This is a genomic window from Lentzea sp. (assembly GCF_036380075.1).
Classification (GTDB): Bacteria; Actinomycetota; Actinomycetes; order Mycobacteriales; family Pseudonocardiaceae; genus Lentzea.
This window is the reverse complement of record NZ_DASVFL010000027.1, coordinates 65,966-85,503: the sequence shown is the minus strand read 5'-3', so window position 1 is coordinate 85,503 and position 19,538 is coordinate 65,966. Positions and strand designations below refer to the sequence as shown.

Here is a 19,538-nt window from a genome sequence, read left to right as displayed (position 1 = left end):
GTGCCCGGTGACAGCGGTGTGGACCGGAGAACTTTCCTGGGGCTGGTGGGCGCGAGCCTGCTCGCGACGGCGGCCGGCGGGTGCGGTGCCCCGCCCGCCCAGCAGACCGGGACGGCGCTCGGCGGCGCCGAGCTCGCGGGCGTGCTGCCCGCGCACGTCCCGCTGGACTTCGCGAAACCGGATCTCCCCGGCGTCGACGGGTCGCCCTCCGCGTATCTCAAGTACCCGGCGCGGCTGGTCGAGGCCGTCAAGGACAAGCCCGGCTCAGGCGGGCAGATCACCGCGATGACGCCGTCGTTCTGGCCGGTGCCGCCGGGCCTCGGGCAGAACGCCTACTACGACGCCGTGAACGCGAAGCTCGGCGCGACGATCAAGTTCGAGCAGGTCAGCGGCAACGACTTCCAGCAGAAGCTCAGCGCCATGATGGCGGCGCGGCAGGTGCCCGAGATCGTCGTCATGCCGTCGTTCACGATCCCGGCGAGGTTCACCGAGGGCGTCGGCACGGTGTTCACCGACCTCACCGACTTCCTCAAGGGCGACGAGGTGCGCAAGTACCCGATGCTCGCGAACATCTCCACCGACGACTGGCTGGGCTGCGCGTTCAACAAGCGCCTCTACGGCGTGCCGTTCCCCGGCTCGCTCTACCCGGAGACCATCTTCTACCGCAACGACCTCTTCCGGCAGCTGGGCGTCGCGCCGCCGAAGTCGGCTGCCGAGTTCGAGCAGCTCTGCAAGAAGATCACCGACCCGGCCGCGAACCGGTGGGCGCTCGGTGACGTGTTCCGCGCGATGGTCCGCATGTTCGGCGGCCAGGGCGACTGGAGCCGCGACTCGTCCGGCCGGGTCGTCAACCAGCTGGAGACCGAGGCCTACACCGAGGCCGTGAAGTTCACCCGGTCGCTGTGCGCCGCGGGCTACGCCCACCCCGACTACGTCTCCGGCGGCCTGAGCGGCACCAGCAAGCACAAGGACCTCTTCGCCAACGGCCAGATGCTGATCATGCAGGACGGCGTCGGCGCGTGGAAGGAGATGCTGGCCGCGCAACGGCCGTCGAACCCCTCCTTCGACATGGCCGCGATGCCGTTGTTCCACCACGACGGCGGCAAGCCGGCGTACCCGGTGTCCACGCCCACCACCATGATCACGATGTTCCGCAAGGACCTGCCGAAGGAACGGGTCGAGGAGCTGTTGCGGATCGCGAACTTCGCGGCCAGCCCGATCGGCACGCAGGAGTACCACCTGCTCACCTACGGCACCGAGGGCACGCACAGCGCGAGGGACGCCCAAGGCGAGCCGCAGCTGAACGACCTGGGCCGCAGGGAGATCACCCTCACCTATGGCTTCTTCGCCGGACCGCCGCAGACCATCAGCAACCCCGCCTACCCGGACTTCGTGAAGGCGCAGCACGCCTGGTACGCCGACACGCACGCGCACCGCACGAAGCCGCTGGAGTTCGGCCTGAAGGTGGACGAGCCGGCCGAGTTCTCCAAGCTCGGCAAGGAGTTCCAGGACAAGACCATGGACGTCGTGTTCGGCCGCACGCCGGTCGGCGACGTCGGCAAGCTCGCCGAGGAGTGGCGCCGCAAGGGCGGCGACCGGCTCCGCGAGTTCCACACGAAGGTCCTGGCCGATGCCGGGCGCTGACGCCCTCACCCGCCGGCTGCGGCGCGACTGGCCGCTGCTGGCGATGGTGGCACCCGCGATCGCGGTGTACGTGGTGTTCCACTACGTGCCGTTGCTGGGCAACGTGATCGCGTTCCAGAGCTACTCGCCCTACACCGGCATCGGCGCCAGCCCGTTCGTCGGCCTGTACAACTTCCAGCGGATCTTCACCGACCCGGGGTTCTGGCAGGCGGCGCTGAACACCGTCACGATCACGCTGTTCCAGCTGGTGTTCTACTTCCCGGTGCCGATCCTGCTCGCGCTGCTGCTCAACAGCCTGCTCAGCGCCCGCCTGCGGATGCTGGTGCAGGGCGTGGTCTACCTGCCGCACTTCTTCTCGTGGGTGCTGGTGATCACGCTCTTCCAGCAGGTCCTCGGCGGCACCGGCGCGATCAACGCGTTCCTGCGCTCCCACGGCGCGCAGACGATCGACATCATGAACGACCCCGACCTGTTCCTCGGGCTGGTGACGCTGCAGTCGGTGTGGAAGGACGCCGGCTGGGGCACGATCATCTTCCTCGCCGCGCTGTCCACCGTGGACTCCAGTCTGTACGAGGCGGCCGCGGTCGACGGCGCGGGCCGGTGGCGCCGGTTGTGGCACGTCACGCTGCCCGCGCTGGTGCCGGTGGTCGTGCTGCTGCTGATCCTGCGGCTCGGCGACGCGCTGAGCGTCGGCTTCGAGCAGTTCCTGCTGCAACGCGACGCCGTCGGCGCGGACACGGCCGAGGTGCTCGACACGTACGTCTACTTCACCGGCGTGGTCAACAACGACTGGTCGTACGCGGCCGCCGCCGGGCTGGTGAAGGGCGTCGTCGGCCTGCTGCTCGTGCTGGGGGCCAACAAGCTCGCGCACGTGTTCGGCCAGCAGGGGGTGTACCAGCGGTGAGCAGGGCCGCGTGGGAGGAGGAACCGACCGCGGCCGGCCGCGCGCTGAAGGGCGTGGTCGTGGCCGTCGTCGTGGTGGCCGTGCTCTTCCCGCTCTACGTGGTGGTCCTGACCAGCGTCTCGCCGCAGGCCGCCATCACGAAGGCGGGCGGGCTGGTGGTCGTGCCGGACGGGATCAGCCTCCTCGCCTACTCCGAGCTGCTGGCGGGCGGCGTGGTGAGCAGGGCGGTGCTGGTCAGCACCGGGGTCACGGCGGTGGGCACGGTGTTCAGCACGGTGCTGACGCTGCTCGCCGCGTACGGGCTGTCGCGGCCGGGGTCGTTCGCGCACCGGCCGCTGCTGTTCGTGGTGCTGCTGACGTTCCTGTTCGGGCCGGGCATGATCCCGACGTACCTGCTGGTCAGCTCGCTGGGACTGCTCGACACCTACGCCGCGCTGGTGCTGCCCGGCGCCGTGGCGGCGTTCAACCTGGTTGTGCTGCGGTCGTTCTTCCTCTCCATACCGCAGGACCTCGTGGACAGCGCGCGCATCGACGGCGCGAGCGAGTTCGGGATCCTGCGGCGGATCGTGCTGCCGTTGTCGAAGGCCGTCACGGCGGTGATCGCGATGTTCTACGCGGTCGGCTACTGGAACGCGTTCTTCAACGCCTTCCTGTACCTGAACACGCCGGACAAGTGGCCGTTGCAGCTGGTGCTGCGGCAGTACGTCCTGCAGGGCCAGCCGATCCCCGGCACCGGCGGGGAGGCGGTGATCGAGGGCGTCGCGCCACTGCCAACGCTCGCGGTGAAGATGGCCGTGGTCGTGATCGCCGTCGTGCCGGTGCTGTTCGTGTACCCGTTCGTGCAGAAGCACTTCACCAAGGGCGTCATCCTCGGCGCCGTCAAGGGATGAGCCATGCCGGAGCTGTCCGACGTCACGCGCGGCCGCCTCGTCTACGGGGGTGACTACAACCCCGAGCAGTGGCCGGAGGAGATGTGGTTCTCCGACGTCGCGCTGATGCGCGAGGCCGGGGTGAACCTGGTGAACGTCGGCGTGTTCTCGTGGGGCCGGCTGGAGCCCTCGCCCGGCGCGTTCGACTTCGGCTGGCTCGACCGGGTGCTGGAACTGCTGCACGACAACGGGATCGGCGTCGGGCTCGCGACGCCTACCGCCTCGCCGCCGCCGTGGATGAGCCTGCGCCACCCGGACGCGCTGATGGTGACGGCCGACGGCGTGCGGATGTCGCACGGGTCGCGCAACCACTTCTGCCCGTCCTCGGAGGTCTACCGCCACTACGCGGTCCGGATCGTCACCGAGTTGGCCCGCCGGTACGCGTCGCATCCCGCGTTGTCGCTGTGGCACGTGAACAACGAGTACTGCGAGGTCTGCCACTGCGACGGCACGGCCCGGCACTTCCGCCGCTGGCTGCGGGCGAAGTACTCGTCGCTGGAGGAGCTGAACGAGGCGTGGGCGACGACGTTCTGGAGCCAGCACTACGGCGAGTGGGAGGAGATCCTGCCACCGCGGGCCGCCCCCTACCTGCGCAACCCCACCCAGGTGCTGGACTTCCGCCGGTTCTGCTCGGCGGCGCTGCTCGAGTGCCTCCGCGCGGAGCGCGACGTGCTGCGGGAGGTGACGCCGGACGTGCCGGTCACGTCGAACTTCATGGGCCTGCACGCGCCGGTCGACTACTGGCGGGCGGCCGCGGCGCAGGACTTCGTGTCGCACGACTGGTACCCGGACTTCGAGGACCCCCTGGCGCACGTCGACTCCGCGCTGGGCTACGACCTGATGCGCGGCCTGGGCGGGGGTCCGTGGTTCCTGATGGAGCAGTCGCCGAGCGCGGCCCGCGGTCCGCGCCGGCCGCCGGGCCAGCTGCGGACGCAGTCGTTGCAGGCCGTCGCACGGGGTGCCGACGCGGTGTGCTTCTTCCAGTGGCGGGCGTCCCGCGCGGGCGCGGAGAAGTTCCACTCCGGCATGGTGCCGCACCGCGGACCGGACAGCCGGGTGTTCCGGGAGGTCACGGCACTCGGCAGGGACCTGGCGTCGTTGTCGGGGGTCGTGGGTGCTCCGGTCCCCGCGCAGGTCGCGATCCTGGTGGACTGGGACAGCCGGTGGGCGGTCGGCGACGAGCACCTGCCCGCGCGGGTCGACCTCCTGGACCGGGTGCGCGACTTCTACGCGCCGCTGTGGCGGCTGGGGATCGTCGCGGACTTCGTGCGGCCGTCTGCCGACCTCTCCGGCTACCGGCTCGTGCTGGCGCCGAACCTGTACCTGCTCACGGCGTCCGACGCCGATCGCGTCCAGTCCTACGTGGAGGGTGGTGGGACGTTCGTGCTGGGCTTCCTCTCCGGGGTGGTCGACGAGAACGACCACGTCCAGCTGGGCGGGTATCCCGCGTTGCTGGCCGACGTGCTGGGGTTGCGCGTCGCCGAGTTCCTGCCTCAGAGCGGGACGTTGACGTGTTCGTCGGAGCTGCTCGGCTCGTTCACCGCGGATTTCTGGGCCGATGACGTGGAGGTGACCACGGCTTCGGTGGTCGCCGCGGTGGCCGAGGGCGAGCTGGAGAGCATGCCTGTCTTGCTGCGCAACGACTTCGGCGCGGGTGCGGCGTGGTACGTCGCGACCAGGCCCGCTCCGGACGCGATGCGGGCGTTGCTCGCGCACGTGGCCCAGCAGGCCGAGGTGTCCTCGTCACCGCCGCCGGACGGCGTCGAGGTGGTGCGGCGCGGCGAGCTCCTGTTCGTGCTCAACCACCGGCCCTCACCCGCGGAGGTGGTCGTGGACGGCACGTTCGTCGACCTGCTGACCGGCGAGACGGTCAGCGGCGCGACTTCGTTGCCGCGCTACGGCGTGCGGGTGCTGCGATGACCCGGCTGTGGTTCAGGGCTCCCGCGCGGACGTGGGAGGAGGCGCTGCCGTTGGGCACGGGACGTCTCGGCGCGATGGTGTTCGGCACGGGCCTGGTGCAGCTCAACGACGACCGGCTGTGGACGGGGTCGCCGCTGCCTCCCGCTTGCGGCGACCCGGACCTGGTCGCCCGGGCGCGTGCGCACGTGCTGGCGGGGTCCGTGTCCGAGGCGGAGAGGGTGCTCCAGCGCGTCCAGGGCCCGGACACGGCGAAGTACCTCCCGCTCGCCGACCTGCTGATCGCCGGTGGTCCTCCCGACGGTCGGCGTGAGCTGGATCTGCGCACCGGCGTCCACACGGTGTCGAGCGGGGAGTCGACGCAAGAAGCCGTGTGCCATGCCGGACTGCACGTGCTCGCGGTGCACGGCCCGCTGACCGGTGCGTCTTTGCGCAGTTCGTTGCCCTGTGAGCACTTCACGTCGTCCGGTGCCGTGGGTGTGCGCGGCCGGGTGCCGTCCGGGATGGCGTGGGCCGCGGTCGCGGTGGTGGACGGCGGGACCGTGTTCGTGGCGACCGAGGCGGGCTACCGCGGCCCCGGCACCGCCCCGGAGGACGACCCGGCCGAGTGCGCACGCCTGGCACTCGACCGGGTCGCACGGGCCCGCGAGCTGGGCTGGGACCGGTTCCGCTCGGAGGCCGCCGAGTCCCACCGCGCGCTGTTCGACCGGGTGAGCCTGCACCTGGGCCCGTCGCCCGATCTGCCCACCGACGAACGGCTCGCGCGCCCGGACCCGTCGTTGTCCGCGCTGCTGTTCCAGTACGGCCGCTACCTGCTTCTCACGAGCTCCCGGCCGGGCACGCTGCCCGCGAACCTGCAGGGCGTCTGGAACCCGCACCTCGACCCGCCGTGGCGCGGGAACTACACGCTCAACGTCAACCTGCAGATGAACTACTGGCCGGCCGAGACCACGGCCCTGCCGGAGTGCCACGAGCCGTTGCTGGAGTTCGTGTCGCGGCTGGCCGAGACCGGTGCGTCCACGGCGAAGGCGCTGTACGGCGCGCCGGGCTGGGTGGCGCACCACAACAGCGACCCGTGGTGCCTCACGACGCCGGTGGGGGACGGCGTCGGCGACCCGGCGTGGGCGAACTGGCCGCTGGCGGCGGCGTGGCTGAGCCGGCACCTCTGGGAGCACTACGCGTTCGGCGGCGACGTCGAGTGGCTGCGTGCGCGAGCCTGGCCGGTGCTGCGCGGGGCGGCCGAGTTCCTGCTGCACTGGCTGGTGCCGGTGGACGGGGTGCTCACCACCGCGCCGTCGACGTCGCCGGAGAACCACTACCTCGCGGGCGGGCGTCCGGTCGGTGTGGGAGTGGGGTCCACCGCGGACCTGGCGTTGATCGCCGGGTTGTTCGCGGACGTGGTGGCGGCCGCGGAGGTGCTGGGGATCGGCGGGGCGGAGGGGGAGTGGCGCGACGAAGTCGTGGACGCCATCCGTGCCACCCGACTACCCGCGCCTCCGATCGGCCCGCAGGGGCAGCTCCTCGAGTGGCCCGGCTGCCTCCCGGACGCCGAACCCGGTCACCGCCACCTCTCCCACCTGATCGCCCTCTTCCCCGGCGCAGAGATCGACCGCATCCGCACCCCGAGCCTCGCCGCCGCGGCCGAACGCGCCCTCGTGGCCAGAGGGGACGCCGGCACCGGCTGGTCACTGGCCTGGAAAGCGGCGCTCTGGGCCAGACTCGGCGACGGCGACCGAGCGCACGCGTTGCTGGAGATGCTGCTGACCGAAGCCACCACCGGCGCCGGCGTCTACCGGAACCTGCTGTGCGCGCACCCGCCGTTCCAGGTGGACGGCAACCTCGGCGCCACCGCCGCCATCGCGGAAATGCTGCTGCAGAGCCACACCGGCGAACTGCGGCTGCTGCCCGCGCTGCCCGGTGCGTGGCCCACGGGGGTGGTGAAAGGCCTGCGGGCGCGCGGCGGGATCGCGGTCAGCCTGTGGTGGGACGGCGGACAGCTCCAGGCCGTCGCGGTACGAGCCCTCAGGGACACGGTCGCGGTCGTGACTTACGAGGGCCGCAGGAGAGAAGTGCGCATCGAGCAAGACGGTGAGGTGATGCTCGACGGCACCCTCACGCCGGTGCGATGACGCTTGTCCGGCAGGACAAGCCGACGTCATGGGGTTGTCCGCTGCGGACAGGTTGCCGCGGTGGGCCAACCGGCGGTGCCGTCCGGTCATCGGCTGGCTAGTGTCCGGTTCTGGGAGCGCTCCCGGAAATCGGACATCCACATCGGCGGAACATTTCCCAGGAGGTCGTCGTGACCTTGCGATTTCTCCGGTCGGTGATGGCGGGCCTGCTCCTCGTGGCCTGCGCCGTCATCGCTCCCGCCGCGGCCGGTGCCGCGGCTCCCGCGCGGATAATGACTCTGGGCGACTCCATCACAGGCTCGCCCGGTTGCTGGCGGGCGCTGCTCTGGAAGCACCTGCAGGACACCGGGCACACCGACGTCGACTTCGTCGGGTCGCTGCCCGCGCCGGGGTGCGGCTTCACCTACGACGGCGACAACGAGGGCCACGGCGGGATCCTGGCCACGAACATCGTGCGGGACAACCAGCTCCCCGGCTGGCTGTCGTCGGCGCGGCCGGACGTCGTGCTGATGCACCTGGGTACCAACGACGTGTGGAGCAACATCCCCGCGTCCACGATCCTGAGCGCCTACAGCACGATGCTCGGCCAGATGAGGGCGAGTAACCCCGCGATCAAGCTCGTGGTGGCCCAGATCCTGCCGATGACGCCGTCGAACTGCTCGGCGTGCGCGCAGCGGGTCGTCGACCTGAACAGCGCGATCCCCGGCTGGGCGCGGGCGAACAGCACGGCGGCCTCGCCGATCACCGTGGTCGACCAGTGGACCGGCTTCGACACGGCGGCCGACACGTCCGACGGCGTGCACCCCAACAACGCGGGCATCCAGAAGATCGAGGCGCGCTGGTACCCGGCCGTGGTCACCGCCCTGGGTTCGCAGCCGGCCGCGACCGGCCTGCACGTCGAGGGGACGCGGGTCGTCGAGGCGAACGGCACCCCGTTCGTCATGCGCGGCGTGAACCACGCGCACGTCTGGTACCAGTCGCAGACGCGGGCGTTCGCGGACATCAAGTCCTTCGGTGCCAACACGGTGCGCGTCGTGCTCGGCAGCGGGCAGCGGTGGGGACCGACTCCGGCGGCGGAGGTCTCGAGCGTCATCTCGCTGTGCAAGCAGTCGAAGCTGATCTGCGTGCTGGAGGTCCACGACACCACCGGCTACGGCGAGCAGAGCGGTGCGGCGACGCTCGACCAAGCGGCGACCTACTGGATCAGCGTCGCCAGTGCGTTGAAGGGCCAGGAGAACCACGTCGTCATCAACCTCGGCAACGAGCCGTTCGGCAACAACGCGACGGTCAGCGCCACCTGGGCGAGTGCCACCAGCAGCGCGATCAGCAGGCTGCGCGGCGCCGGGCTCCAGCACCTGCTGATGGCCGACGCGCCGATGTGGGGCCAGGACTGGGGCAACATCATGCGCGACAACGCGGCCTCGGTGCTCAGCGCCGACCCGCAGCGCAACACCGTGTTCTCCATCCACATGTACGGCGTCTACAACACCGCGGACAAGGTCAACGCCTACTTCGAAGCGTTCCGCACGGCAGGTCTGCCCCTGGTCGTCGGCGAGTTCGGGTACAACCACAGCGACGGCGACCCGGACGAGGACACGATCATGGCCCAGGCGCAGGCCCGCGGGCTCGGCTACCTCGGCTGGTCGTGGAGCGGCAACAGCAGCGACGTCGCCTACCTCGACATGACGAACTCGTTCAACCCGGCGAGCCTCACCACGTGGGGCGAGCGGTTCCTCAACGGCGCCAACGGTGTCCGCCAGACGTCGAAGGAAGCCACCATCTACGGCGGCGGCACCGGCGGTGACACGCAGGCGCCGTCCACGCCGGGCACCCCGGTGGCGGCGGGCGTGACGTCCACCGGCCTCACGCTGAGCTGGACCGCGTCGACCGACAACGTCGGCGTGACCGGCTACGACGTGCTCCGCGCGGTGGGCAGCGGGTCGTTCGCCGCGGTCGGCTCGTCCGCCTCCACCGGCTACACCGACAGCGGCCTGACCCCGTCGACCACCTACCGCTACCAGGTCCGCGCGAGGGACGCGGCGGGCAACGTCTCGGCGGTGTCCGGCATCGTCTCCGCGACGACGAGCGCGGGCGGCGGCACCGGGACCTGCAAGGTCGGCTACTCGGGTCAGAACTGGGGCGGTGGCAACGGGTTCACCGCGAACCTGACGATCACCAACACGGGCACCAGCGCCATCAACGGCTGGACCCTGGCCTTCAGCTACGCGAACGGCCAGCGCGTCACCCTGCCGGGCTGGGGCGCGACGGTCGCGCAGTCCGGTGCCGCCGTCACCGCCACCAACCTGGCGTGGAACGGCGCGCTCGCACCGGGCGCGTCGACCGGCATCGGCTTCAACGGCACCTTCAGCGGCACGAACACGGCACCGACGTCGTTCACACTCAACGGGAGCGCCTGCACCACCGGCTGACCACGGGTTTAAACGATTCAACAGGCTGTCCGAATGCGGACAGCCTGTTGCTGTGCGCCTTGACACACCGCAACGCACCGAACACGCTGGGCGTCGCCGCGGCGATTGAAACGTTTCATCCAGCGACGAAGGTGGAGGCGACGTGCGCAGACGGGTGTTCCTCACTGCTTCGGCCGTCGGGCTGACGGCGACCGCGCTCCCGGCCGGGGTGGCCCGCGCCGCCCAGGAGGAGAAGGCCGGTGGTGTGCGGGTCGTGCGCACCACCGTCGAGTACGCGGAGACGTTGCTGGGCACCGACGTCACCGTGCCCCGGCTGAGCTGGGTGCTCGCGGCCGGCGGCAGCGGCGCGCGGCAGACCGCCTACCAGGTCGAGGTCGGCACGGCGCCCGGCCGTTCCGACGTCTGGCAGTCCGGCCGCGTCACCTCCGACCGCACCACCCAGATCGCCTACGGCGGCAAGGAGCTCAAGCCGCGCACGCGGTACCACTGGCGCGTGCGGGTGTGGGACGGCGCGAACCGGCCGTCGGCGTGGAGCACGTCGAACTGGTGGGAGACCGCCCTGCTCGGCACGCCCTGGCAGGCCAGGTGGATCGGCGCCCCGGGCACGTCGATCGGCTTCGCCGGCGCCCGGTGGATCTGGTCGGACACCACCCCGGCGGAGAGCCGCTGGTTCCGCGCCGCGTTCGACCTGCCCGCCGACGCCGTGCGCGCCCGGCTCGTCGCGACCGCGGACGACGACTTCACGTTGTACGTCAACGGAACCCAGGTCGTGCACGTGCCGCAGGAAGTCGACGTCTGGAAGGTCGGGCAACGCGCCGACGTCACCGCTCTCGTGGGCAGGCGGATCGTCCTCGCCGCGCGAGCCACGAACCGGTCGGAGGGTCCAGCCGGGTTCCTCTTGCGGCTGCTCGTGGACCTTCCGGACGGGCAGCGCGAGTTCGTCACCGGTCCCGGCTGGAAGGTGGCCGCCACCGAGCAGCCCGGCTGGCAGACCCCGGACTTCGACGACTCCGCGTGGGCCCCGGCGACCGTGCTCGACCCGTACGGCCAAGGCCCGTGGGGATCGAACGTGACGGTGCGCGAGCAGCCCGCGCCGTTGCTGCGCAAGGAGTTCGCGCTCACCAAACCGGTGAGGAGCGCCCGTCTGTACGTGTCCGGCCTGGCCTACCACGAGACCGAGATCAACGGCCGCCGCGTCGGCGACCGCGTGCTCGACCCCGGCTTCACCGACTACGACAACACCGTCCTGTACGCGACGCACGACGTCACGGGCTTCGTCCGCTCCGGCCGCAACGCGATCGGCGTGACGCTGGGCCGAGGTTTCTACGGCATGAAGACGCCGAACGCCTGGCGGTGGGAGGCGCCGCCGTGGCACGACGAGCCAAAACTGCTGGCACAGCTGGAGATCGACCACCCGGACGGCACCCGCACGACCATCACGTCCGACGGGTCGTGGCGTCTGACCGACGGCCCGACGGTGTCGAACTCGCTCTACGCCGGTGAGACCTACGACGCCCGCCGCGCCCCGCGCGACTGGACGAAACCCGGCTTCGACGACTCGAAGTGGCAGCCGGCGCCCGCCAGGCCCGGCCCGAGGGGAACGCTGAAAGCCCAGGAGCACGAACCGATCCGCGTGGTCGAGTCGGTCACGCCGACCGTCACCTCGCCGAAGGCCGGCGTGTTCGTGGCCGACATGGGCCGCACGATGTCCGGCTGGACGCAGCTCACCGTCACGGCACCCGCCGGAACGGTGGTCCGCCTCAAGCACGGCGAGACGCTCAACGCCGACGGCACCGTCCGCATGGACAACCCGCTGGTCACCGGCGCGCGCAGTCAGCTCGACGAGTACGTCTGCGCCGGGGGAGAGGGGACCTGGGAACCGAAGTTCTCCTACAAGGGCTTCCGCTACGTCGAGGTGACCGGCCTGTCCGCCGCGCCTGGACTGGTGGGCAGGGTCGTGCACTCCGACGTGCCCACCGTCAGCACGTTCCGCTGCTCCGAGCCGTTGTTCGAGAAGTACGACGCCGCGATGCGCCGCACCGTCACGAACAACCTGCACGGCATCCCGACCGACACGCCGACCTACGAGAAGAACGGCTGGACCGGCGACGCCCAGGTCGGCGCGCCGTCCATGCTGGCCGAGCTCGGCATGGCGAAGTTCTTCACCAAGTGGCTCGGCGACCTCGCCGACAGCCAGGACGCGGCCGGGCAGCTGCCGGTGACCGTGCCGAGCGGCGGCTGGGGCTACCGGGAGCTGGCGCCCGCTCCCGAGTGGACGACCGTGTACCCGTTCGTGCTGCGCGAGATGTACCGCGTCTACGGCGACGACCGCCTGGCCGCCCAGCACTGGCCGGTGCTCACGCGCTACCTGGACTGGGAGATCGGCAGGCTGCAGAACGGCCTCGCCGTGACGGCACTCGGCGACTGGCTGCCCCCCGGCTACGGCAACGGCATCCCACCCGAGGACACCAGGCTCGGCGCGACCGCGTACCTCTACCGCGCACTGCTGCACACCGCCGAGCTCGGTGACGTCATCGGCAAGCCGGTGCCGCGCTACCGCGAGGTGGCCGCCGGTTTGCTGGCAGCGTTCAACGATGCTTTCCTGGCAGGCGGTTTCTACCGCACCGCCAAGGACCCCGGCTACCGGCAGACGTCGAACGCGCTCCCGCTGGCGTTCGGGATGGTGCCCGCCGGGTCCGTCCAGACCGTCGCCGACCGGCTGGCCTCGGAGATCAGGGCGAACGGCAACCACCTCGACGTCGGCTGCCTCGGCGCCAGCGTGCTGCTCCAAGTGCTGAGCGACCACGGTCACGCCGACGTCGCGCACGCCGTGGCCGTCGAACGGTCGTACCCGAGCTGGGGCTACTGGTTCGACAACGGCGCCGACACGATGTGGGAGATGTGGGAGTCCGACACCCGCTCGCGCAACCACTACTTCAAGGGCACGGTCGTGCAGTGGTTGTACGAGAACGTCGCGGGGCTGCGGCCGGGTGACGCCGGCTACCGCACGTTCACCGTCCGGCCCAACGCGACCGCGGTCTCCTGGGCGCGGTTCGAGTTCGAGAGCGTGCGCGGACGCATCGGCGTGGCGTGGTCGCGGGTCGACGGCGTGCTGCGGCTGACCGTCGAGGTGCCCGTGGGCTCGACCGCCGAGGTGCACGTGCCGGGCGCGGGGGTGGTGACCGTGCCGCACGGCCGGTGGAAGTTCGACGGCAAGGCGGGCTGAGGCAGGTATTGCGCTGCGCTGCAAAGGCTTCTTCGAGCGACCACCGGCATTGTTGAATTCCGCCATGCGAAGCGTGAAGAAGACGATCAGCCGGGTCGCTGCCGCCGCCGCGGTGGCGCTGTCGGTCATGGCCGCGACCACGCCGCCGGCCGGTGCCGCGGTGAGCGACTTCATCTACTCGGGACAGGACTACGGCTACGCCGGGGCGTCGTTCGAGTGGACCGGCCGCAGCTCGATCGGCAACATCGACCTGATCGTGTCCGACTGGGGCTGCGACGCCAAGCCGGTGTACGCGTACTTCCTGTTCTACAACGGGTCGCTGCACCCCGACACGACGCCGACGCACCGGTACGACTACTCCGGCTGCGACAAGGAGGACTACACGACGTACAACAACCTGTCGTGGTCGATCAGCGGCGACTCGATCACCTACCTGGGTGTCGTCGTGTGCCGTGACGCGTCGAACGGGCCGTGCAAGGTGGGCGGGCTGTCGGGCCGCAACCCCTACGCCTGAGGAAACTCGGCCGGGGCCGTGCGGGCGCGGTGGTCCCGGCCCGCCTCCGTCAGCGGAACAGCCTGAGCGGCACCGCCTGCGCGAGCATGCGGTAGCCGGTCGGGTTGAGGTGCAGGTGGTCGCCGACGTCCGCGACGGGCAGCAGTTGCCGCGGGGTGGCCGGGTCGCGGACCGCGGCGTCGAAGTCGAGCACGGCGTCGAACCGGCGGCTGGTGCGGATCCAGCGGTTCACGGTCTGCCGGGCCGACTCGCGGTGGCCGTCGGGGTCGTCGTAGCCGTGGCCGCCGAACGGGAGCAGCGTCGCGCCGTACACCTCGATGTCGTGGGCGTGGGCCCGCTCGACGACCTGCTGGTAGGCCGCGACCAGGTCCTCGGCGACGGTCTGCTGCGCCGCGGCCGTCGGCGCCGCCGTGCCGATGTCGTTGACGCCCTCGAACAGGACCAGCCACCGCACGCCGGTCTGCGCCAGCAGGTCGCGGTCCAGCCGGGCCAGCACGTTGGGGCCGAGCCCGTCGTCGAGCACCCGGTTGCCGCCCGCCGCCTGGTTCAGCACAGGGACGCCGTGGAGCCGGTCGGAGAGCTGGTCCGGCCAGCGGTCGTTGCCGTTGGTGGTGGAGCCGCGGCCGTCGGTCAACGAGTCGCCGATGACGACCACGCCCGACGTCCGCGGGCGCAGCACCTCGACGCCGCTCAGGAAGTACCAGTGGTCGACCGGCGTCGCGCCGGGCATCTCCGCGGCCTCGGTGTGGTCGCCCGCCAGCAGGTGCGACGTGGTGCGGGAGCCGGGGTGCGAGGTGATCCGGCTGGACGCCTGGCCGGCCGCCAGGTACGCGGTGACCGTCAGGTTCGTGCCGGGAGCCACGGCGAAGTCCAGCGGATCGGACAGCGCGGGAGCACCGACGCGAACGTCCACGAAGGACCGGCCGCTGAACGTCACCCGCCGCACGGTTGTGGGCTTGACGCCGCTGACACCCGCCTTCCCGTCGGCGGGAAGCGCGACGGTGACCGCGGTGAGCGGGAGAACCGCGCCACCGAAGGCGTTGCTGAACCGCAGCCGCAGCCGCCGTCCACCGACCGTGACGCGCACGGTCTGGCGCACCGTCGCGCCGGCCAGCACCAGCTCGCCGTCGGTGAAGGGCGGCGGCGGCATGTTGGCCGGTTCGGTCAGCTGCGGCATCGCCACCCACGAGGCGACCCAGCGGTCTCCGGGTGCCGCCTTGGCGACGGCCGGGGTGAGCGCCCCTGTGACGGCCAGTCCGAGGAACGAGCGCCTGCGCATCGTGACATGCCCCTTTCCGCGCCGGCCACCCAAGCTAGGAGCGCCGGCGGAGGGGAGTCAACTCGTTCGACGCCGTTCGACGGCACGGGGGAGAAAACGCCGCAACGGCTGGGACTGCCGCACCATCCGGCGCAGATCCGCGAGCGTCCCGGAGGCCGCGCCCACGGCCCGCGCCTGCACCAGGACGTTGCCCAGCGCCGTCGCCTCGGCGGGCCCGGCCACCACCGGCAGCCCGCACGCGTCCGCGGTGAGCTGGCACAGCAACGAGTTCCGCGACCCGCCGCCGACGACGTGCACGACCTCGACCTCCGTGCCGGACAGCCGCTGGGCGTCCAGCACGGCGTCGCGGTGCGCCAGGGCGAGACTGTCCAGAATGGACCGGACGATCTCCGGCGGGGTCATGGGCCTGCCGCACCACCGCTGGATCCGGGCCGGCATGTCGCCGGGCGGCAGGAACACCGGGTCGTTGGGGTCGAACACCGATCCCGTCGCCGAAGCCGCCTCGCGCAGCAACGGTGTCATCGGCGTGCCCCACACCCGCAGGCTCTCCTGCAGCAGCCACAGGCCCATCACGTTGCGGAGGTAGCGGATCGTGCCGTCCACGCCGCCCTCGTTGGTGAAGTTCGCGGCACGGCTCTCGGGCGTGAGCACGGGCGCGGAGAGCTCGACGCCGACCAACGACCAGGTGCCGCACGAGATGTAGGCGAAGCGCTCGTTCTTCGCGGGCACGGCGACGACGGCGGACGCGGTGTCGTGCGACCCGACGGCGGTGACCGGCACGCCCTCGAACACGCCCGCCGGATCACCGGGGTGCCGCAGCTCGGGGAGCAGACCGGCGGGCAGGTCGCCGGTCAGCGACGTCGACCACCTGCCGGTGCGGACGTCGATCAGGCCCGTGGTGGTGGCGTTGGTGTACTCGGCGCCGCGTTCGCCGGTCAGCCAATACGACAGCAGGTCCGGTATCAGCAGCAGCTGGGAGGCCCGGGGGAGCAGCGGTTCGGCCGTCAGCTGGAACATCGTGTTGAACGGCTGGAACTGCAGCCCGTTGACCTCGTAGAGGCCGTCGGCGGGTGTGATGCCGTCGGTGCGGGAGTCGCGGTAGCAGACGGGGTCGGCGAGCAGCCTGCCGTTCGCGTCGAGCAGGCCGTAGTCGACCGCCCAGCTGTCGATGCCGATGCTCGCGACCTCCCCGGCGCGCGTCAGCCCCAGGAGCACCTCGCGGTGCAGCGAGGAGACGTCCCAGCGCAGCGCGCCCTGGTGGTGCACCGGCCCGTTGCGGAACCGGTGCACCACCTCGACGCGCACGTCGCCGCCGGTGACGACCCCGCGCACGACCCGGCCGCTGGACGCGCCGAGGTCGACCGCCGCCACCGCCGTCATCGCAGGAACGCCGCTGCCACACCGGCGTCGACCGGCACGTGCAGGCCCGTCGTGAGGGACAGGTCGCCCGCCGTCAGCGCGATCACCGCCGCCGCCACGTGCGAGGGCAGCACCTCGCGCTTGAGCAGCGTGCGCTGGGCGTAGAACTCGCCGAGCTTCTCCTCCGGAACGCCGTAGACGGCCGCGCGCTGCGCGCCCCAGCCGCTGGAGAAGATGCCGGAGCCGCGGACCACGCCGTCGGGGTTGATGCCGTTGACCCGGATGCCGTCCTCGCCCAGTTCGGCCGCGAGCAGCCGGACCTGGTGCGCCTGGTCGGCCTTGGCCGCCCCGTACGCGACGTTGTTCGGGCCGGCGAAGACCGCGTTCTTGCTGGAGATGTAGATGATGTCGCCGCCCATTCCCTGGTCGCGCAACACTTTCGCGGCCTGCCGCGAGACCAGGAACGAACCCTTGGCCATCACGTCGTGCTGGAGGTCCCAGTCGTCCTCGGTGGTCTCCGCGAGCGGCTTGGAGATCGACAGGCCGGCGTTGTTGACGACCAGGTCGACACCGCCGAACGCGAGCACCGCCGCCCGGAACGCCTCCGCGATGCCCTCCGCCGAGGTCACGTCGACGGTGACGGGCACGGCGACGTCCGAGTTCCCGATGCCCTCGGCGACCTCCCGGGCGCTGTCGGCGTTGCGGTCGGCGACCACGACGCACGCGCCCTCGGCCGCCAGCCGTTCGGCGACCGCGCGGCCGATGCCCGACCCGCCGCCGGTGACGAGCGCGACGCGGGTGGCCAGCGGCTTGGGCTTCGGCATCCGCCGGAGCTTGGCCTCCTCCAGCGCCCAGTACTCGATGCGGAACTTCTCCCGCTCCTCGATCGGCGCGTACCGCGAGACCGACTCGGCGCCCCGCATCACGTTGACGGCGTTGACGTAGAACTCGCCCGCGACCCGCGCGGTCTGCTTGTCGCGGCCGAAGCTGAACATCCCGACGCCGGGCACGAGCACGATCGCCGGGTCAGCGCCGCGCATCGGCGGGCTGTCCGGCTCGGCGTGCCGCTCGTAGTACGCCCGGTAGTCGTCGCGGTAGGCGCTGTGCAGTTCCTTCAGCCGCGCCACGACGTCCGCCACCGGCGCGGTGGGCGGCAGGTCGAGCACCAGCGGCCGGACCTTGGTGCGCAGGAAGTGGTCGGGGCACGAGGTTCCGAGAGCGGCCAGCTCCGGATGCCGCGACCGGGAGAGGAAGTCCAGCACCACGTCCGCGTCGGTGAAGTGCCCGACCTGCGGGCTGTCCGTCGAGGCCAGGCCGCGGACCACGGGAGCGAGCTCGGCGGCCCGCACACGACGCTCCTCGGCGGACAACGGCTCGTGGACCACTTCTCCGAACGGCTCGGGCCGGCCGTGCTCGTCGAGGTAGCGCTGGGCGGTCGCGATGATCTCCAGTGAGCGCGCCTCGCACTCCTCGCTCGTCGCACCCCACGCGGTGATGCCGTGCCCACCGAGGATCACGCCGATGGCCTGCGGGTGGTCCCGCTCGACCGCCGCGATGTCCAGGCCCAGCTGGAAACCGGGCCGCCGCCACGGCACCCACACCACGCGGTCGCCGAAGCACGCCTTGACCAGCTCCTCGCCGTCCGCCGCCGTCGCGAACGCGATGCCCGCGTCCGGGTGCAGGTGGTCGACGTGCGCCGCGTCCACGAGACCGTGCATGGCCGTGTCGATCGACGGCGCCGCGCCTCCCTTGCCGTGCAGGCAGAAGTCGAACGCGGCGACCATCTCGTCCTCGCGCTCGACCCCGGGGTACACCTCGGTCAGCGCGCGCAGCCGGTCCAGCCGCAGGACCGCGAGCCCGGCCTCCCGCAACGTGCCCAGGTCACCGCCGGACCCCTTGACCCACAACAGGTCCACGGGCTGCCCGGTCACCGGGTCGGTCGCGGCACCCTTCGCCGACGTGTTGCCGCCCGCGTAGTTGGTGTTGCGCGGATCCGCGCCGAGCCGGTTGCTCCTGCCCAGCAGCGCCTCGACCTGCTCCATCACGCACCCCACCCGGCGGCCTCGCCGCCGACTCGGTCCCGGACGATCTGCTCGGCGTACCCGGACCGCCGGTACGCGGCCATCGGGTCGGGGTCCAGCCCCATCTCCTCCCGGAGCTCCCGCAGGAGCGGCCGCACGTCGGTGTTGTAGGCGTCCATCAACGCGGCGTTCGCCCCGAGCACGTCACCGGCCCGCTGGGCCTCCGCCAACGCGCTGTGGTCGACCAGCAGCGCCTTCGCCGTGGCCTCCTGGACGTTGAGCACCGACCGGATGATCGCCGGGATCTTCGGCTCCAGGTTGTGGCACTGGTCGAGCATGAACGCGATGCCCGCCGACGGCGTCAGCGCGTCCGCCAGCACGATCTCGTGCATGATCCGGAACAGTTGGAACGGGTCCGCCGCCCCGACCATCAGGTCGTCGTCGGCGTAGAAGCGCGAGTTGAAGTCGAACGCGCCGAGCTTCCCCGCCCGCAACAGGAACGACACGATGAACTCGATGTTCGTGCCCGGCGCGTGGTGCCCGGTGTCGATCACGACCTGCGCCTTCTCGCCCAGCTGCGTGCAGTGCGCGAACGCCGTGCCCCAGTCCGGCACGTCCGTCACGTAGAACGCGGGCTCGAACAGCTTGTACTCCAGCAACATCCGCTGGTCGGCACCGAGCCGCTCGTACGTCGCGTGCAACGCCTCGGCGAGCCGGTCCTGGCGCGCACGGATGTCGTCCTGACCGGGGTAGTTGAGACCGTCGGCGAACCACAGCTTCAGGTCGCGCGACCCCGTGGCGTCCATGATGTCGACGCACTCGAGCAGGTGGTCGAGTGCCTTGCGCCGCACCACCGGGTCCGGGTGGCAGACGCTGCCGAGCTTGTAGTCGTCGTCCTGGAACACGTTGGAGTTGATGGCACCGAGCGCGACACCGCGGTCCCGTGCGTGCGAAGCGAGCTTGCCGTAGTCGTCGACCCTGTCCCACGGGATGTGCAACGCGACGGTCGGCGCGACACCGGTCAGCCGGTGCACCACCGCCGCGTCGTCGATCTTCTCGTACGGCGTGCGCGGAACTCCCTGCTGCGCGAACACCTTGAACCGGGTGCCCGAGTTGGCATAGGCCCACGACGGGGTCTCGATCCGTTGCCCGCGCAGCGCGTCTTTCACGCTCATCTTGTTCTCCCC

12 protein-coding genes are annotated in these 19,538 nt (G+C 71.3%); 8 read left to right on the top strand and 4 right to left on the bottom strand.

Annotated features, from left to right (window positions below; genetic code table 11):
• From VF330_RS03065 to VF330_RS03030, 8 genes are all read left to right on the top strand, one after another.
• Positions 1–1,644: an extracellular solute-binding protein gene (locus tag VF330_RS03065; protein ID WP_330849931.1), complete on the top strand. Its 1,644-nt coding sequence runs from the start codon at positions 1–3 to the stop codon at positions 1,642–1,644.
• Complete coding sequence (locus VF330_RS03060) at positions 1,631–2,548, top strand: ABC transporter permease (protein WP_330849930.1); 918 nt, start codon at positions 1,631–1,633, stop codon at positions 2,546–2,548. The genes VF330_RS03065 and VF330_RS03060 overlap by 14 nt, the downstream gene beginning before the upstream one ends.
• Positions 2,545–3,438 carry a carbohydrate ABC transporter permease gene (locus tag VF330_RS03055; RefSeq protein WP_330849929.1) on the top strand — a complete coding sequence of 298 codons (894 nt, stop codon included), beginning with the start codon at positions 2,545–2,547 and terminating at the stop codon, positions 3,436–3,438. Before VF330_RS03060 ends, VF330_RS03055 begins: the two co-directional genes overlap by 4 nt.
• Before the next feature lie 3 nt (positions 3,439–3,441).
• The gene (locus VF330_RS03050; RefSeq protein ID WP_330849928.1) at positions 3,442–5,397 is read left to right on the top strand and encodes a beta-galactosidase; all 1,956 of its coding nucleotides are present in this window, start codon (positions 3,442–3,444) and stop codon (positions 5,395–5,397) included.
• Entirely contained in the window at positions 5,394–7,523 is a 2,130-nt protein-coding gene (locus VF330_RS03045; protein WP_330849927.1) for a glycosyl hydrolase family 95 catalytic domain-containing protein, read from the top strand. Before VF330_RS03050 ends, VF330_RS03045 begins: the two co-directional genes overlap by 4 nt.
• Positions 7,524–7,693: 170 nt before the next feature.
• Positions 7,694–9,952 (top strand): cellulase family glycosylhydrolase, encoded by a 2,259-nt coding sequence (locus VF330_RS03040; protein WP_330849926.1) that lies wholly within the window; start codon positions 7,694–7,696, stop codon positions 9,950–9,952.
• A gap of 142 nt (positions 9,953–10,094) precedes the next feature.
• Complete coding sequence (locus VF330_RS03035; RefSeq protein ID WP_330849925.1) at positions 10,095–13,178, top strand: family 78 glycoside hydrolase catalytic domain; 3,084 nt, start codon at positions 10,095–10,097, stop codon at positions 13,176–13,178.
• 64 nt (positions 13,179–13,242) lie between these two features.
• On the top strand, positions 13,243–13,692 hold the full coding sequence (locus tag VF330_RS03030) for a hypothetical protein (RefSeq protein WP_330849924.1): 450 nt from the start codon (positions 13,243–13,245) through the stop codon (positions 13,690–13,692).
• A 49-nt stretch (positions 13,693–13,741) separates the two neighbouring features.
• On the opposite strand, the gene VF330_RS03025 is transcribed toward VF330_RS03030, so the two are convergent.
• From VF330_RS03025 to rhaI, 4 genes are read right to left on the bottom strand one after another with little or no spacing between them, the layout of a single operon-like run.
• Positions 13,742–14,971: an SGNH/GDSL hydrolase family protein gene (locus VF330_RS03025; protein ID WP_330849923.1), complete on the bottom strand. Its 1,230-nt coding sequence runs from the start codon at positions 14,969–14,971 to the stop codon at positions 13,742–13,744.
• 57 nt (positions 14,972–15,028) lie between these two features.
• Positions 15,029–16,351 carry a rhamnulokinase gene (locus VF330_RS03020; RefSeq protein ID WP_330849922.1) on the bottom strand — a complete coding sequence of 441 codons (1,323 nt, stop codon included), beginning with the start codon at positions 16,349–16,351 and terminating at the stop codon, positions 15,029–15,031.
• Entirely contained in the window at positions 16,348–18,372 is a 2,025-nt protein-coding gene (locus VF330_RS03015; RefSeq protein WP_330849921.1) for a bifunctional aldolase/short-chain dehydrogenase, read from the bottom strand. Before VF330_RS03015 ends, VF330_RS03020 begins: the two co-directional genes overlap by 4 nt.
• Positions 18,372–19,526, bottom strand: a complete 1,155-nt coding sequence (gene rhaI, locus VF330_RS03010) for an L-rhamnose isomerase (protein ID WP_330849920.1) — start codon at positions 19,524–19,526, stop codon at positions 18,372–18,374. The genes VF330_RS03015 and rhaI overlap by 1 nt, the downstream gene beginning before the upstream one ends.
• Between the last annotated feature and the right edge of the window lie 12 nt (positions 19,527–19,538).